The following is a 16,778-nucleotide window of genomic DNA, read 5'->3' on the forward strand; positions in this document are numbered from 1 at the left end:
GGAGCCGCAATCTCGTTAGTCAATGACGGGGAACAGTCCGCATCGCATTTGATATGACCCCCGGTCGCACAACCAACTAAGAGGCAACAGGTGCCAACGACAACAAGCTTCGCGATCGCGCAGGTCGACCTCATTTCGCCCCTCGCCGTTGGTTGTTGTGGAAACCCGCCGATCGTCGGCATGACATCGAAACCCACTTCGACCGCCAAGCAGCCGACGACCGCTTTGCGACCGCCCGGCTCAGCCAATCGCGACGATGTCACCAACCGGCGTGTTTCGGTGCGGACGATTGCTGCTCAGAACGACGCAGGCCAGCCGGCTGAATCGTCGGCGTTTGACGTGTCGCTCCGGCGGGCAAAACCTGCCCCTGTTGCGTTCCGCGGCGTTGAAATTGTGACCGCGTCATGCTTGGCAGTGCCGGCAGTCCGGGTGCCGTGTTCGGAGCGGGCGGCGGCGTGATCGAGGGGGCCCGTCGAACCGGCGGTGCCGATCGCGGCGGTGTTTGCAGTGTTGGTGCCGGCGGGGTCGATTGCTCACGCGGCATGTAGTGTTCACGTGGTGCCGGTGCCGATTGAGGCATCGCTCGCCGCATCGGCTGCGGGTTTGGCTGCATGTTGTGCCGCGGCATCGACTCGTACGAGTCGGAGTAGATTGGTGCCGGCAGGTTGCCAGCGGAGGCTCCGGGAGCCGGCAACGGAGCGACGTTTCCGCCGGGGTAGGGAGTCGATGGCGAATACAGAGCCGAACCCGGGGCCGGTTCAAACACGTGATAGCCGACTTCCCGCGGATACGTCGCATCGCGACCGATCGGGCCCATCTGATAGACGCCCAGGTCGGGAGCACCTTCGGTCATCGCATGTTTGTAGAGTTGTTCGTCGGTCGGGTGAGTGACATACCAACCCGGAACCGGCGCGACTTCATCGGGCTCCATCGGCCGAACCAGTTCCGGCGTGACGAGCACGAGGAGTTCGGTTTCGTCTTCGGTCGCACGCTTCGCGCTGAAGATCGTCGAACCGATGATCGGCAGTTCGCCGAGGAACGGAATCCGCGTGACTTCGGTGTCGGACCGACGACCGATCAAACCGGCGAGGGCCAGCGTCTGGCCTTCACGCAGTTCCACCGTCGTCTGCACCCGTCGTGAATCCAACCCGGGGACGCCCCCGACCGACTGGTTCGCATTGATCTCACTGTATTCGGGTACGACTCTCATCCGGATGAGGTCTTTGTCGATGACCGTCGGGGTGACGATGATCGAGGTACCGAACCCTCGGAAGGTCGTCTGCTGAGCGGCAGCTCCGTCGACACCGACGATCGTCGGGACCGCGAACTCACCGCCGGAGAGGAAACTCGCCGGGTGTCCGCTCAGGACCGTCAAAGTCGGCTCCGACAGCAACTTGACCGTGCCGTTTGTGGCAAGCCAGTTCACGAGCACGTTGACTTCGCCGTTCTCGAAGATACCGGTGATGGTCGAAGGCAGACCACCGATCGCGGCATCAACGAGGTGACGTCCATTATTGAAGAGCACTGAGATATCGATCCCCATCCGTCGCAGTTGCTGACGATTAAGTTCGGCAATTCGGACGCGGATCGAAACCTGTCGCTCGCCCGGCACCTCGAGCATATTGACGATGAACGAGGAGCCGAAGTCGTCGACGGCATTGTTTCCGAAGAAGAGGTTGTCACCGATCCCGTTGCCGCCGCCGTTGGCTCCCGACCCTTGGGGTCCGAACAAGCCGCCGTATTCGTCGATCACTTCGCCACGCACGATTTCGAGGATGCGGGCGGCCTCTTCGGCATCGCGTGCCTGGCCTTTGACGACGATCTTATAGGAGAGCGGCATCAGGTAGACCTGACTGTCCGGGAACAGCACCTGAAGTTTGCGTTCCAACTTGCCGTAGTCGACTTCGCGTTGCTGCTCCAACCCCGGATCTTCGATGGTCGTCACGAGGTAGATCAGCGGGTGGGGATCGTTTTCGAACCACAACGTCAAAGTCGTCGAGCCGAGCCCGACGCCGATGATCGCGATTTCGTTCGGGCTGTACTGCACGACTTCAATCACGGTCGAATCGGCAATCGCCGTACGGACGACGTTCGCGTTGGCGACGATCAACTGGCTTCGCTGATCAATCACCTCAAGCTCTTCCATGATGTCCGGCATCTCGCTGATCTGCGGCGGCAGCGGTCGGTCTCGCTTGGAGACGGCCACTTGCCGAATGACCGGCCCGTCGGAAGGTTCGGCATCGAAAGGCACGTACTGTGCCAGTGCGCTCGAACCCGCCGTCACAGAGCAGGTAAGCATGCACATTGTGGTCAGTGCCAAACGACTCCGTTTCACACTGGTTTTCATGGGCGTGTTCTGCTTCATCGGATCGCTCATCCGTGCCTGCTCCTGTCCGTCCATGCGTTGAAGATCCGAGCTGTGGTCATCGACGTTCGACTTGATCATGATCACGCCCGGTCACGGAGATTCGACAGACAGTCTGGCTGATGGGTGTAGGTCGACTGCCAACGCGCACGCCGTACGGACCTCGCGGCCTGTCGCGTGTTATGTCGTATCGGTCAATCGGGCCGTATGCGATGAGTCAGATCGCGCGAATTTGCCGGACATTCCGTTCGTGACGATCAAATGCTCCACGACATAGGGGAACTACCCGGTCGCGCAAATAAAAAGCGGAGACCCTCGCAGGTCTCCGCTTGTTGAGTTCAAGGCGGCAACGACCGGGACAGGTCCCGGATTTGGCCCAGATTTACCAGGGCTGGTTGGTGTCCCGCACGTAAATCGGGTGACCGACGTCATACCAGGGACGACGGTAGCTGTAATAAGGGAAGCGGTAGTGCCCGAACTCGTTGTTGCGATAGTAGCCGGGGCCGAAGTGATAGGTGTAAGGGTCGCCCTGCGGGCTTCCCATGCCGGGTTTACCGTCGCCGGTCCAGTAATACGGTTTTCCCGATCGAGGTTCGTATCCGCCGGGGCCGTAGCCGCCGTAGGGGACCGAATCGGGATAGGTCTGCTGAGAAATCGACGCCGGGCCGCCGTGACCATGGCCGTGAGAGACGATGACCGGCTCGTGTGCATCGGCTGACGTCACGACCGCCGATGCGGCAATAAGTAGTGCAAAGGAAGCAGTTCGCATGTGATCGGGCCTCGCTGTGAGGAAAGCTGCCGGGGTCGAGCCGGCGAATTCGCTCTCGAACTCTAACCGCCAATTGACGAGCGGCCGTCGTTCCCTTCGTACTCGAAGCAAATGGTTGGCAGTCGAAGGAACTGCGGTGCTGTCAGCGAACTGCGCGGATTCTTTCGGAAGAAGACAAGTAGACCGGTTGTGCGGCCGATAACACCAGTACCGGCCGGAGCGCCCCGTTGCGCTGCGACCTCGGTTTGTGCCGCATCAATGCCGCAACGTGCAGGAGAGTGAAATGACGCTCGCGAAATGGACACTCGTCGCAATCGCAACAGTATGCACGGGCTTGGGCAGCCAGACCGTCGCGTTCGGACAAATGGAATTCAGCCCCCACGGGTTCAGCGGCGGATATGGCGATCAACTCTATCCGTACGATGCACCGGACCCTTGGATGCACGGCTATATCCAGGAAATCCCCGCCTACGGGGGCCATCGCTACTTCCGGCCTTACAACTACAAACACCTGCTCGCTCAAAGCCAGACGGCCGCCGGCTTCGGCATGTCACCGGTCATGCCGTACTCGCAACAGTTCTGGCACCGGTATGACCAGAAGGTCTTGCCGACGTATTCTCAGAACCAGAACGATGACGGTGCCGAACAGGGCGCGCCGAGTCCGTACGACTACGCGACGGTCGCACCGGCCCCCTCTTACAGTCAGTCGCCGGCTCCCACTTGGCCGACGATGACCGCCGACGGTTTCCGTTCGCAGATGCGGCAGGAACGGTCGGAGGCGGAGCAATACCAGCCGATGCCGGCGCCCAATTCCGCGTACGGCCCGATCATCGTTCCGGCCAGCGGCCAGAATTCGGGCTTCCGTCGCTAGGCAGACAAAAACTTCAGTCGGCGTCGACCATGATCCGGCTGTAAATCTTACGATCCGATTCGAACGGCGACGTGCCCGCCTTCTCGCGGCCGTCGCCGTTTGCTATTTCCATGTCTCCTCTCTGCACTCTCCCTTTCCATTTCAGCCTGTCTCGCTTCGGCCGTTCGCCGGTAGGGGAACCGTTATGTCATCATCACGTCACGCGGCCATTGCGCTCGCATTGAGCACCTTCGTTATGATGCTCACCGGATGCGCTTCGGTTATGCACGAGTTGCAGCCGCACCGTTTGCATCAAATGAATCGGACCGATGGCGATCCCATGAGCGCCGAAGACTACTCGGTACTGCCGACCGGGGCCGTGCCGATCTGCTAACCGGTGCCTGACATCCGGATCGCGGCGTCGCGCGTCAGAGGACGGAACTCGCCCCGGCCGCAATCACGTCCCGGGCCGCGAGCCGGCCGATCTCCTCCGCTTGCTCAGGAGGACCGGAGCGTGTCGCCACGTACTCCTGCCGGCCATGCGGGTGAAGCACACGCAGGTCGAGCTTTAACCCATCCCCGTCCGCCCGACACCATGCGGCGACCGGGGCGTGGCAGCCGGCCTTTAGTTCCGCAAGTGCCGCCCGTTCGGCTGTGACCTCAGCCACCGTCGCGGGGTCGCACAGCGCCGACAGCAGTTCTATGACTTCCGAATCATCGGCCCGGCATTCGATCCCGAGCGCTGCCTGACCGACTGCGGGCAGGACATCCGGCGGTTGCAACACCAATGAGATGCGGTTCGCGAGGTCCAGTCGTATTAGACCGGCTTCCGCGAGGACCAAAGCATCAAACTCTCCAGCGTCGAGCTTTTTGATTCTCGTTTCGACATTTCCGCGGACATCGCAAAATGTGAGGTCCGGCCGCCGTGCCGCCAGTTGGGCCCGGCGCCGGGGGCTTCCCGTCGCTACGACCGCGGACTCTTTCAACTCTGCCAGCGAATCGATTTGCGGTGCCGACTCCGGCAGCAGAAGGGCATCGAATCTCGGGGCCCTTGACGGGATGCCGGAAAGTCGAAGTTCAGGGTGCGGCTCGGTCGGGAGGTCTTTCAGGCTGTGGACGGCCATGTCCGCTCGCCCGTCAAGCACTGCGTTTTGAATTTCCCGCGTGAAGACGCCGACACCGCCGAAACCGACCAGCGCATCAGTTTGATTGCGATCACCCTCGGTCGACACCCGGACCAAATCGACCGGCTGCTCCGGCCGACGAGATTGCAACAGTGAGCGGACATGCTCGGCCTGCCAAACGGCCAACCGACTTGCCCGGGTTGCGATTCGTAACGTTCTCAAAAAACTCTCCGCGGCCTCTTAGTGGGCGGCCTATTCAAGGCGAATTTGCTTCGTCATCACGACGTGCGGCGCCGTTGCCCGTTTCCGGGTACTCGACGGGCTCTTCTTCGATTTGAGCCTTTACCTGATCGGCCAACGTGGTAGCCGTCACCGCCTGTCCGACGGGGATCAACACGCCGCACGAGACGATGAATTGAAAAGCCTGATCGACCGAAATATCGAGATCGACGACATGACTGCGAGGCAGACTCATCGTGTAGCCGGTCATCGGCATCGGCGAGGTCGGAATCAGCACGCTGATGATCGGCTCGCCCGCGGCCTCGACCAATTGCCTCATGCTGTTACCGGTGACAAATCCCAGTGACCAGATGCCCTTGCGGGGATACTCGATCGCCACCACCCGGTTGTATTCGACGGTCCGCTCCGAGAAGAAGAAGTCGGTGACCTGTTTGACCGATGAATAGACTTTGCTGATCAGCGGCAGTCGCCCGAGCACGTTTCGCTCGATTCGCTCAACGAGATAGGCACCCAGCCGCACGGTCACGATTCGCCCGACAAAGAATATCCCGCTGAGCACGAACAGAACCGCGAGCAAACTGAGCAAAAACGAGCTGCCGAAGAATTTGAAGGTCACGCGACGCTCGTAAAGACTCGGCGCGTTCGTCGGCATTTCCGCGGCCGGTGTGCGGCGGGCCACATCACGATAGTGCTCGTAGGGGACGGCCTCGTTCCCGTAGACGATGTAGACTCCGCGCGGATCATCCTCGAGCAGGCCGACCGGGATCGACTCCTTCGAGTCGACGACCTCTTTCAAGCTGGCGAGCCGATTCTCTGTCAGGCGATACGTCGCGTTGTAGGGCGCCCGCGTGTATTTGAGTTGCGGCAAACGCGGGGAATCGAGCAGCCCGTCGGCCGGTCGTGCATCACTCGTCACACTGGCAATCGAATATTGAACGGCCCAACTGATCGGGTCGATGATGTAGCGGTAAATCACGCCCCCGAACCAGATCAGAATGACCAGGGTGAGTATCGACGGAAGTGAGATCCCCAAACCCTTGACGAAGATTTGCAGCGCCGTCGTGGGGGTGGGTGCGTCCTGCGGCGGTTGATTCATGTAAGTTCGGTTTCCGGTAGGAACTCGACAGGGCAAGACGAGAATTCGGGTGGTTCCGGCCTCACGTCGCTTCCAAGCGACCGACGCCACGCAGCAGCACCGCGACGTCGACCGATTTCGCCCCACCGTCGAGCAAGGCCCGCGAGCATCGGTGCGCCGTCGTGCCCGTCGTCATAACATCATCGCACAGAAGGACGGTGCGGTCACGGGCAACGCGATGATCGGTGATCGAAAAGGTGTCGCCGAGGTTCTTCCGTCGAGCGGTCGGCCGAAGTGATGCCTGTGGCTTGGACCAACGCGTCTGCGAAAGCAGATTCGGTCGAAACGGTCGATCGAGCCGGCGTGCGAGGCGGCGACCGATGACTTCCGCGGCGTTGTTGGCGGTGGTGATCCGCCGTGTCCAATGACGGGGAACGGCCGTCACGATGTCGCAGTTCCATGCGGAAAGCTGCTCACATCGCCGTTCCCAGAGCCGGTCGGTTAGCCACTCCAGAATGACTTCGCCATGACTGGCTTGTCCGGCCAGTAAAGCCGTCCGTTGAAGTCCCTCATGAACACCAATCGCCACGGTCCGCGAGAAGGCATAGTTTTCGCGAGCGCACAATCGACATCCCTGTTCGTCAGCCGAATACGGTCCGGCCGGTGCGGCACATCGCGGACAGGGGGAGGGCGTGATGTCGAGCTTGGAAGCACAGTCGCCACAGACGGGCCCCGACGCGTCTTTGGGGCGAGACAATTCCCGGCGGCAAATGGGGCACCTGTTGTATGCGAGCACGCCCAGCACGGCTCCGGCCGCCTTCCTAAATGGTGTTGTGAAGCCGTTGATCCGCATTTGCCTGCCGAATGGATCGTCCAATCACTGCTGACGGTCTACACTCTTTGCACCGACGGATCGCCATCGCTGCGACTGCGATCGCCTCCGCGCGACACACCGCTCCGTCAGACTCTGACCGCAGCCGCAAAGCATTGACGACCGAAAATCAAGAATCCAGCGATCAGCGACTTCCGGTCATTATCGTCGGCGGGGGTTTGGCCGGGATGGCAACGGCCGAGGGACTCTCGCGGCTCGGAGTTCCGGTCTTGCTGCTGGAATCTCGTGGCCGCCTCGGCGGTCGCGCTTCGTCGTTCGACGATCCCGCCTCCGGGATGCAAATCGACAACTGTCAGCATGTCAGCATGGGCTGCTGCACGAACTTTCGAAACTTCTGTGAACAAACTGGGATTGCCGACCATTTCCGGGTCGAGAAGTGCCTGAATTTTGTCGGACCGAACGGCCGTGTCGCCCGATTCAAAGCGTCGAATCTCCCTGCCCCTTTCCATTTGACGCCGGCCTTCCTTCGACTGCAGTACTTGTCGTTTGCCGACCGCCGCTCAATCGCCCGCGGCCTGCATGCGCTGGCACGCCCACTGGGCCCCGATCGCCGCAATGAAACATTGCTCGATTGGCTCCGGCGACACCAACAGACCGATGTTGCGATCGACCGCTTCTGGCACGTCGTGCTCGTGAGTGCCTTAAGTGAATCGCTCGACCGCATCGACGTGGCCTACGGCCGGAAAGTCTTTGTCGACGGTTTTCTCGCCAACCGCACCGGCTGGCAGGTCGAGATTCCGACCGTCCCACTCGATGACCTCTACGGCGAATCGCTCCTCACCTGCTTCGACTCACGACGAGCGGAAATCCGAACGAAGACCAACGTGACGGCGCTTCGGACCGAGGGCGATCGGGTGACCGGGGTCACTCTTCGTGACGGAACTACCATCGATGCCTCCGCGGTCGTCCTCGCAGTCCCACACCATCGCGTCGACTCGTTGCTGACGGAACCGCCGTTGGCTGAGGTCGGCCAGTCAATCCAAGAACTCGAGTCGGCCCCGATTTCGAGCGTTCACCTGTGGTTTGATCGCGAAATCACCGACCTGCCCCACGCCGTGCTGATCGATCGGGTCAGCCAGTGGATGTTCAACCGAACGCAAATCGCATCTCGAAATGGGCAGGCCGCTCCAACTGATGAGAGTCGTTTCTACTACCAGATCGTCATCAGCGCCAGCCGAGATGTCGCGGGCAATCATGACGAATTGACGCGCCTTGTTGTTGAGGAGTTGTCCGACATCTGGCCGCAGGTTCGATCCGCAAAGCTGCTGGTCAGTCGGGTCGTCACGGAACGCCGCGCGGTTTTTTCGGTGACGCCGGGTAGTGATCGCCTTCGCCCGCCGCAACGGACGAGCGTTCCCGGTCTGTATTTGGCCGGAGACTGGACCGCGACGGGCTGGCCCGCGACGATGGAAGGGGCCGTACGCAGCGGCTATCTCGCGGCCGAAGAGATTCTGTCCGATCGGGACGAATCCGACGCCGCTCCGAAACTGCTCGCCGACGACTTGCCGACGGCGTTGCTTTCCCGTTGGTTATTTCGGCTTCCCTGAGACTCGCACCTTGATCTCCCGCCGCACCAGATACGTTCGGCAGCGGCCCGCAGCAGACGGCCCGATTCGCGAGATCGGCGCTGTGATCCTGCTGCTGCTGGCATTGACGGCAGTCGGCGTGCTCGGTTTTCGGATTATCGAGGGGGCTCGCTGGCTCGACTGCCTCTATATGACCATCATCACTTTGACGACTGTCGGCTACGAAGAGACGATCTCGCTCAGTTCAACCGGGAAGTTGTTCGTCATCACGTACCTGGTCTGCGGTCTCGGCGTCTTCACCTATAGTGCGAGTACGCTGGGACAATGGATCGTCAACGCCCAACTGCAACGCGTCCTCGGACAACGCCAAATGACCCGCGCCATCGACGAACTCTCCAAGCACTTCATCGTTTGTGGCTGCGGCCAGATGGGGCAGACGATGTGTACGTACTTGGAAAGCCACGATCGGGAATTCGTCGTTGTCGATGTCGATGAAGAGCGGCTCGAAGAGGTTTGCGCGGATCGCGGTTGGTTGTACGTCACGGGAGATTCGACCGATGACGATGTCCTCGTGACCGCCGGCATCGACCGCGCCGTCGGCCTGTCGACGGTGCTTCCGACTGACGCCGACAACGTCTACGTGGTGCTGTCGGCGCGGATGCTGAACGCCGACCTGCAAATCGTGGCCCGCGCGACCGGTGACAAGGCGATTCAAAAATTGGAACGGGCCGGGGCGACGCGGGTCGTCAGCCCGCTCGCCAGTGGCGCGATGCGAATGGCTCGCTTTATGGTGAACCCCAGCGTCGAAGAGTTTCTGGAAATCGCCGAGGGTCGTGATAGCGAACTTCGCCTGATTGAACTGCAGATCGATGCGGAGAGTCCTTTCGTCGGCCAACGCTTGGCCGAGACCGATCTTCGCAGCCGCGGGATGATGGTCGTCGCTATTCGGCGTCAGTCCGGGGAACTGCTGATGCCGCCGGAGGGTTCGGCGACGATCGAACTCCACGACCGCCTGTTCGCATTCGGCACCACCGCCGGCGTCGGCGAATTGGCCGGCGAGACGAGCGAAGCGTAAGGCTCGGTTACGTTCCGACGAATAGAGAATAGATTTCGAAAGAGTGCCGCTTTCCGGCAGTTGTTCCAAGACCGGCTCTAAGAATCGGTGCCGGAAACGGCGATCGCCTTCTCTTCGCCGCGAGCTGAGTCCTCGCCTCTCAATTTCCCGTCGAAGGCTCCTCCCGTCCCTGCATCGATCGGCAATTTTAGCAGGAAGGTCGTTCCCATCGGGCCGGTCGTCTCGACCGACAGCGAGCCGCCGTGCGACTCGGCGATCCACAGACAAATCGGCAAACCGAGACCGAGGCCTTTGGACTTCGACGTATAAAACTGATCGAAAATTTTAGACACGGCGTCGGACGAAATCCCGGTGCCGGTGTCATCGACGCGAATCTCAATCTCTCCCGGCGCTCCGGTCGCGGCGCGGACCGTCAACTCGCGGGGTTCATCGACGTCCGACATCGCCTGCACGGCGTTTAAGAGCAAATTCATCAGGATTTGGGCGACCTGCGTCCGGTCGCAGCGAATCGGCGGCAACCCTTCGGCAATTTGCCGATGCACATTGACGCCCGCTTCTCGGGTGTCAAACCGGGCGAAGTACAGGCACTCGTCGACCATTTTTGCGACATCGACCGGTTCGCGAATCGAATCCCGCTCGGCAACGAAGTCGCGGATACGCGCCAAAATTTCCCCGGCTCTTAACGCATGTTTGTGGATGTCCTCGAAAAGACCGCGCATGGTCGGTGTGTCGAGCGTGCCGGCATCGATGCGAAGTCGTCCGCCTGCGGAATAGTTCGAAATCACGGCCAACGGCTGGTGGATTTCATGCGCCAGACCAGCGGCGATCTGCCCGAGAGTGCCCAGCCGCGATGATCGAGCCAGTTCTCCGTGTAAGGCGTTGATTTTTTTCTCGGCCTCTTTCAACTCGCTCAGGTCCAAAGCGAAGGAAATCGTTTCGCCACGCGACCCCGGCAGCAACGCCCCCCCGACGAGAACCGGAATACGAGTTTTATCCTTGCGGATGTATTCCTTCTCATACGCCGACGCGAAGCCTGTTGAGGCGATCTCTTTGACCTTCAATTGGTCGGCGGAAGACCACTCCGGCGGCGTCATTTCGGTCCAGTGGATCGGTAAATCGTCGCGGTGATAACCGCTGATTCGCAGAAACTCGTCGTTCGCATCGCTGATCAATCCGTCGATGTTGGCCGAAAAAATACCGACGACGTTCGATTCGAGCAGCCGCTCAATCCGCTCACGCGATTTTGCCAACGCTTCGCGCGAGCGCTCCCGCTCGATCGCTCCGAGAAACACATCGGCCGCCATGCTGAGGACGGCGGTCTGTTCTCGCTGCCAGACATTGAATCGGCTGCGGCTCGCCAGCGCGAGACAACCCCACACTCCGACCGATGAAACCATCGGCACTGCCATAAACGATCGACTACCGATCTGACTGAGCGTCTCGCGAAAGATATCGGCTTCGTCCGGTAATTTCGATACGTCGTGCACGCAAATCGGCTCCCCGCGGAGCAGGCGCCGGAGAATCCACGGAAATCGATCGACCGAGAAATCCTGGAACAGCGGTGTGGCGGGAGTTACTTCCGCCGAGCACCACTCGTGGACGATGCGGGCCTCCCCGGTATCGGTCGTGAACCGGATGATATAGGCGTGATCGGCGTCCGAACCACGTCCGATCGTGCCGAGGGCCTCGATGACTCGCCTCTCGAATTCGCCCGGTTCAGTCAGAAGAAACCGGCGAGAAATTTCATTGAGCCGTCGCAATTGCTGCGATTCCAGCGTCAATGATGACCGCTTCCGCGATTCGAGTCGCCGGAAATCGAGTACCGCCACGCTGGAGCGAATCCGAATGACCGAAATCAATAGCGAGACGATCGCCGCCGAAAGCACGACGAAGCATTCCGAGCCGATCACCATTTCCGGTGCGACCGCCAGTCCGACTCCGAACCAGCAACCGATCGCCAGCGGCAGGAAGGCGGACAGCCAAGCCATCGACAACATGATGCTGCCGACCGCAACCATCACGATCGAGAGATGCTGCGCGGCGTGCAAATCGGGTCGAAACGTTTGCTGCGCACAGATTTTGAATACGGCCAGCACGCCGAGCCAAAAGCAGATCGCGTGAGCAAACTTCGGCGACGGGCGCCCGAACTTGATCGCGGCGAACGTCGTCGCCGCCAGCACTCCGACCAGCAAGTCGAGGGCGACGACCAGACCGACCCACTTGTCGTCAATCAACACGGGTTCGAGCGTGGCGAACAGAAACATCACCGCGGTGAACGCCAACGACGCATCGCGGACTGAGTCCAACACGATTCCGTTCATCTGGCCCCGCACCGATGGCCAGAAGTATTGCGACTTCGGCAGTAATTGAGGTGCGGACACGCCTGTTTCCCTTCGTCTCAGTCAAACTGACCGTACGCCGACAAGGGAACGCGATCAATCGTCTGAGGAGCCTGAACTGCCGTGATCGATCGAGCGACCCACGGTTGGCAAATTGGCCCACTCACTTCGCACGCGATTGAGACCCTCGCGGCAAACGTCGAATTCCTCGCTGAGTCGACGCAACACGGGCGCCTCGCGGCCGAACGGGTCACTATCGAACGTACTGGCGATGTAATACGACCGCCGACCCTGCTCGCAGTAGTCGATCAGATGATCTTTTCGCATCGGTGCCTGCAGGCGGGCCAGGGCATCGGGAAAGACGCCCGACCAGAACAGCGCGAAATCTCCGATGTGGCGGTGAAGCTCGCGTTTCGGCGCGGCAATCCGCTGCTCAGCTTCGACGAGCATTTCGGCAATCTCTTCGAGCCGTTTGCCCTCCAGATCACGCACGCTGAAGATCGCGTCGACCCGGCAGAAGCGAACGAGCATTTCGGAGAGGTAGTCGGTCAGCGACGGGTCGGCAATGCCGAGTTCGGTCTGAAACGTCTGTTCGATCAGCCCCGTAAAGAGGGACCGGAGTGCTTCTTCACCCGTCTCGATCGTTCGCATACGTCGGCTCCCGCTGTTTCGTCAGGCATCATCCTTCGATTCGGTCGACGCCGCGGCCTGCGGCCCGCGAGTGCTTGGCGTCTGCAGTCAGAACCACATAACCGTGATTCCGCGATCATCCCATTACGAAATTGAATGCGATGGGTAAAGGGGAAGTCAAGACGCGAATGTTGTGCGGAGCACGCGCGGCGCTTACTCACCGTACAAGCCGCGCACGAAGTAAGCGGATCAACCCGTTGCGTATCCGCTTACTTCGTGCGCGGCTTGTGGACTGAAAACGATGCAAGAACTTCGCGAACTCTGAACTGCGGGGACGGCACGCACCCCGGCACCGGTGTGCTCGCTCAAACCTCAAGCGCCGTGCAGAGGTCGTCGATCAGGTCGTCGACGTATTCAATGCCGACCGACAAGCGAATGGTCTGCGGCGTGATTCCCGCAGCACGGCGGGCACGCTCGGTCATTGACGCGTGCGTCATCGTGTCGGGATATTCCCAAAGTGATTCCACGCCGCCGAGCGATTCGGCAAGGAGGAAGAGCTTCGCACTTGAAAGGGCGCGTTTGACGTACGCGACATCGCCGTCGAGTTCGCAACTGATGATCGCCCCGAACCCGCGTTGTTGCTTCTTGGCGAGTTCGTGCTGCGGGTGCGATGGCAAGCCGGGGTAATAGACCTTCTTCACCTTCGGGTGTTCGTCGAGCATCGCGGCAATAGCGCCGGCGTTGCGTTCGTGAACCTCCATCCGCGGGCCGAGCGTCTTCACCCCTCGCAGGACTAACCACGCATCGAACGGCGAGCAGCCTAACCCCATCGCGTTGACCACCTTGCCAATCCGCTCGGCGTGCTCCGGCTTACTTGTGACGACAGCCCCGCCCACGACGTCGGAATGACCGTTGAGATACTTCGTCGTGCTGTGCATCACGACGTCGACACCGAGTTCGATCGGCCGTTGGAAATAGGGCGACAGGAAGGTGTTATCGGCGATCGTGATGAGGTCGCGCTCTTTGGCGATCGCGGTGATCGCCTCGATGTCTACGATGTTCATCAGCGGGTTGGAGGGCGTCTCGATCCAGATACCCTTCGTTTCCGGCTTGATCGCGGCGCGGACGTTCTCCGGATTACCCATTTCGACGAACGTCACCTCGACGCCGAGGTCGGGCAGCATGTCGGCGAGCATGCGATAGGTGCCACCGTAGATGTCATGCCCGGCGATGAGGTGGTCGCCGGTCTTAAAGAGTTGGAGCGCGGCGAGAATGGCCGACATGCCGGTGCAGGTCGCCCGGCAGTCGATGCCCCCTTCGAGCGAGGCGAGGTTCTCTTCCAACGCACGGCGAGTGGGATTGCCGCTGCGGGTGTAGTCGTAGCCCTTCGTCGTCTCGGGATCGTCCCAGTAGAAGGTCGACGTGGGGTAGATCGGCGTCGTCGCGCTGTTGTAGGCGGGGTCTTTGTCGACGCCGACGTGAACGCAGCGGGTCTGAAAATGTTGTTCGCGGGGATTCATGCGGGAGGCTTTTCAAGCAGTTCGTGTTGCCGAAGCGGCGGGAACTTTCCGACCGGCACGACGCGTCTGAGGTGGCGGAAGTTCGCGAAACGTCCGGCGAAGTTTAGGCGGAAGCCCCGCGGCGCGGTAGCGTGTGGGCCGGACGGAATGTGATTGGCCTTTGAGAACAGGAGCGTTTGATGACTCATCTGCGGAATGCGGTGTTCTGCTGGGGACTGTTGCTATTCGCGGCTTCGCCAGCGGTGAGCGCTGATGGAGATCAGGTCGATCTGGCCTCCGTTTACATGAACGAGGCCGTGGCGGGAGGACATCAGATCCGCCTGACGGGAGAACTGGGCGGCACCGGCGAGTTGCAGCTCGACCCGAACCGATGCGGAGTTGACGAATTCGGCAACCTGACCTTCTGCACTCGGATGGCGGCTCGGCCCGTACCCGTGAAATTCGAATTGCTCAAGCAAAATAAGATCGCCGGACTCTTCCTTTACGCGATCAAGGGAGAGGGACTTCGCGAAACACTCCGGCTCGTCGTCCCGGAGAATAACGAAGGCAATTACCGGCTTGTGGCCATGACTGACGGCAAGGTCACCCGTGTTGTGACGTTGGAAGGCGGTCGAAAAAGAGAGGCGAATGAGGGGCAACCGGAGAATGGTTCGAACTGCGATCCGCTCTCACGAACCGTCGACGGAACCACGGCCACTGCCAAAGTCACAGCACAGAAGAACGGCAAAGGCTTCGTGCTGACTGTCAGTGGCAAAAAGCCCTCGATCAGCACCGTGGTCACACTCAGTCCGGTGCGATATATCGCGCAGCCCGATTTCTGGGAGATTCCCGTTCTCGACTGCCGGACCGGCGATATCGGCTTGCCCGCAATTGGCAACTACGAGGTGACGCTCGAACTCGATTCGACCTTGGGTAAGAAGGGTATCGAAGTCGTGTGGGCCGACGGCAAAAGAGAGCGGATTGAGATCGAGTCGAAGTAGCCGAGCCGGTCTTGAGTCGCCGATCGCGGGGAATTTCTCGCGGGCGCACCGCTGCGCGGCTAAACTGACCTCGGGCGATCACCCGTTCCGCATCCACTGTTTCACGCTGCGAGGTTCTCACTATGGCGACCGATCAACTCGTCGGGATGACGGTTGAGGAATACCTGAAGTTCGAGCGAGCTTCCGACCTGCGGCATGAGTTCGTCAATGGGGAGATTCGTGAAGTGACTGGTGCGAGACGGTCTCACAACATTCTGACGTCGAATCTGATCATCGCTCTGGGAACCAAGTCCTCCGGTCGCGACTACGAAATTTACCCGACCGACATGCGTGTCCGCATTCCGGGTGCCGGTTACTACTATCCGGACATCTCGATTTCCCCTCATCCGCCGCAATTGGAAGACGAAGAGTTCGACACGCTGCTCAATCCGATCGTCGTGTTCGAGATTACATCGCCTTCGACGGAATCAATCGACCGACGAGAGAAACTCGCGAACTATCAGACGATCCCGTCGCTACAGGTTTACCTGATCGTGGCGCAGGATGAGGCGAGGATCGATCACTACAAGCGGCTGGACGAGGACCGTTGGCAGGTGACGATCTCAACCGGCCTTGCAGCGACGGTTACGATCGATTCGATCGGTTGTGCGATTTCGCTGAAAGAGGCTTACCATTTCGTTCTCGATAGCGAGTGACTGACGAGAACCGCTGCTCGATAGCACTTTTCGATTCGGTCCGCATCGATGACCTTCTCAATTTTCCGAGGTGGATATGGCGACGGTTGAACTCCAGAAGATGACACCGGCGGAGTACCTCGCATTCGAGCGCGCCTCAGACCTGCGACACGAATTCGTAAACGGGGAGGTGCGCGAAGTGACCGGCGCAAGACGGCCACATAACTTAGTGGCGGGAAGCATTTTTGCGTTTCTCTACAGCACAAATTTGGAGGGGACGTTCGAGGTTTATCAGAACGACATGCGGGTGCGTATCCCCGGCGGCAGCTATTACTACCCCGATGTTGTAGTGACGCCGTCGCCGCCCGAACTCGAAGATGACTACGGCGACACCGTCACGAATCCGCTTGCCGCGTTCGAGGTGACATCGCCCTCGACCGAAGCGATCGATCGCAGTGAAAAACTCGCAAACTATCAGAGGATGGAGTCGCTGACCGACTACCTGATCGTGTCGCAGGACGAAGTACGAGTCGATCACTATCGGCGGATCGACGACCGACGGTGGGAACTGACGATTTACGACAGCCTCGATGCGATGCTTTCCCTTTCGTCAATCAAGTGTGAGCTTCCGCTTAAGAAGGTTTACGAGCGAGTCGACATAAAATGAAAAAGCCCGCGGGTTGCAACCCGTGGGCTTTGAGGTGCTAAGCAATCTGGCC

At 60.3% G+C, this 16,778-nt stretch carries 15 protein-coding genes; 7 read left to right on the plus strand and 8 right to left on the minus strand.

Annotated features, from left to right (window positions below):
• Positions 1 to 259: 259 nt before the first annotated feature.
• The gene (locus Pan189_RS16195) at positions 260 to 2,446 is read right to left on the minus strand and encodes a type II and III secretion system protein family protein (protein WP_145365027.1); all 2,187 of its coding nucleotides are present in this window, start codon (positions 2,444 to 2,446) and stop codon (positions 260 to 262) included.
• Positions 2,447 to 2,747: 301 nt separating this feature from the next.
• Positions 2,748 to 3,134: a hypothetical protein gene (locus tag Pan189_RS16200; RefSeq protein ID WP_145365029.1), complete on the minus strand. Its 387-nt coding sequence runs from the start codon at positions 3,132 to 3,134 to the stop codon at positions 2,748 to 2,750.
• A gap of 283 nt (positions 3,135 to 3,417) precedes the next feature.
• Between Pan189_RS16200 and Pan189_RS16205 the strand changes: the two genes are divergently transcribed.
• Both Pan189_RS16205 and Pan189_RS16210 read left to right on the plus strand, forming a co-directional pair.
• Complete coding sequence (locus Pan189_RS16205) at positions 3,418 to 4,005, plus strand: hypothetical protein (protein ID WP_145365031.1); 588 nt, start codon at positions 3,418 to 3,420, stop codon at positions 4,003 to 4,005.
• A 184-nt stretch (positions 4,006 to 4,189) separates the two neighbouring features.
• A complete protein-coding gene (locus tag Pan189_RS16210; RefSeq protein ID WP_145365033.1) occupies positions 4,190 to 4,378 on the plus strand; it encodes a hypothetical protein in 189 nt (62 codons plus the stop codon).
• A gap of 34 nt (positions 4,379 to 4,412) precedes the next feature.
• Here the strand turns inward: Pan189_RS16210 and hemC are convergent, their stop codons facing one another.
• The 3 genes from hemC to Pan189_RS16225 form a co-directional block, all read right to left on the minus strand.
• On the minus strand, positions 4,413 to 5,330 hold the full coding sequence (gene hemC / locus Pan189_RS16215; RefSeq protein WP_145365035.1) for a hydroxymethylbilane synthase: 918 nt from the start codon (positions 5,328 to 5,330) through the stop codon (positions 4,413 to 4,415).
• Positions 5,331 to 5,364: 34 nt separating this feature from the next.
• Positions 5,365 to 6,444: a DUF502 domain-containing protein gene (locus Pan189_RS16220; RefSeq protein ID WP_145365036.1), complete on the minus strand. Its 1,080-nt coding sequence runs from the start codon at positions 6,442 to 6,444 to the stop codon at positions 5,365 to 5,367.
• A gap of 61 nt (positions 6,445 to 6,505) precedes the next feature.
• Entirely contained in the window at positions 6,506 to 7,300 is a 795-nt protein-coding gene (locus tag Pan189_RS16225; RefSeq protein ID WP_145365038.1) for a ComF family protein, read from the minus strand.
• On the opposite strand from Pan189_RS16225, the gene hpnE reads away from it, so the two are divergent.
• Together hpnE and Pan189_RS16235 are read left to right on the plus strand one after the other, a co-directional pair.
• A complete protein-coding gene (gene hpnE, locus Pan189_RS16230; RefSeq protein ID WP_145365040.1) occupies positions 7,288 to 8,862 on the plus strand; it encodes a hydroxysqualene dehydroxylase HpnE in 1,575 nt (524 codons plus the stop codon). The genes Pan189_RS16225 and hpnE overlap by 13 nt on opposite strands.
• An 82-nt stretch (positions 8,863 to 8,944) precedes the next feature.
• On the plus strand, positions 8,945 to 9,916 hold the full coding sequence (locus tag Pan189_RS16235; protein WP_310820629.1) for a potassium channel family protein: 972 nt from the start codon (positions 8,945 to 8,947) through the stop codon (positions 9,914 to 9,916).
• A 77-nt stretch (positions 9,917 to 9,993) separates the two neighbouring features.
• Here the strand turns inward: Pan189_RS16235 and Pan189_RS16240 are convergent, their stop codons facing one another.
• The 3 genes from Pan189_RS16240 to Pan189_RS16250 all read right to left on the minus strand — a co-directional run bounded on the left by Pan189_RS16240 (position 9,994) and on the right by Pan189_RS16250 (position 14,405).
• Positions 9,994 to 12,297, minus strand: a complete 2,304-nt coding sequence (locus Pan189_RS16240; protein ID WP_145365044.1) for a GAF domain-containing sensor histidine kinase — start codon at positions 12,295 to 12,297, stop codon at positions 9,994 to 9,996.
• 54 nt (positions 12,298 to 12,351) lie between these two features.
• Positions 12,352 to 12,906 carry a hypothetical protein gene (locus Pan189_RS16245; protein WP_310820630.1) on the minus strand — a complete coding sequence of 185 codons (555 nt, stop codon included), beginning with the start codon at positions 12,904 to 12,906 and terminating at the stop codon, positions 12,352 to 12,354.
• A gap of 344 nt (positions 12,907 to 13,250) precedes the next feature.
• Positions 13,251 to 14,405 carry a trans-sulfuration enzyme family protein gene (locus Pan189_RS16250; RefSeq protein ID WP_145365046.1) on the minus strand — a complete coding sequence of 385 codons (1,155 nt, stop codon included), beginning with the start codon at positions 14,403 to 14,405 and terminating at the stop codon, positions 13,251 to 13,253.
• Positions 14,406 to 14,584: 179 nt separating this feature from the next.
• Here Pan189_RS16250 and Pan189_RS16255 point away from each other — a divergent pair, with 179 nt between their 5' ends.
• The 3 genes from Pan189_RS16255 (at position 14,585) to Pan189_RS16265 (ending at position 16,726) form a co-directional block, all read left to right on the plus strand.
• Positions 14,585 to 15,385 carry a hypothetical protein gene (locus tag Pan189_RS16255; protein WP_145365047.1) on the plus strand — a complete coding sequence of 267 codons (801 nt, stop codon included), beginning with the start codon at positions 14,585 to 14,587 and terminating at the stop codon, positions 15,383 to 15,385.
• 122 nt (positions 15,386 to 15,507) lie between these two features.
• Entirely contained in the window at positions 15,508 to 16,080 is a 573-nt protein-coding gene (locus Pan189_RS16260) for a Uma2 family endonuclease (RefSeq protein ID WP_145365049.1), read from the plus strand.
• 76 nt (positions 16,081 to 16,156) lie between these two features.
• Positions 16,157 to 16,726 (plus strand): Uma2 family endonuclease, encoded by a 570-nt coding sequence (locus Pan189_RS16265; protein WP_145365051.1) that lies wholly within the window; start codon positions 16,157 to 16,159, stop codon positions 16,724 to 16,726.
• Positions 16,727 to 16,778 lie beyond the last annotated feature (52 nt).

The organism is Stratiformator vulcanicus (genome assembly GCF_007744515.1).
Taxonomy (GTDB): Bacteria; Planctomycetota; Planctomycetia; order Planctomycetales; family Planctomycetaceae; genus Stratiformator; species Stratiformator vulcanicus.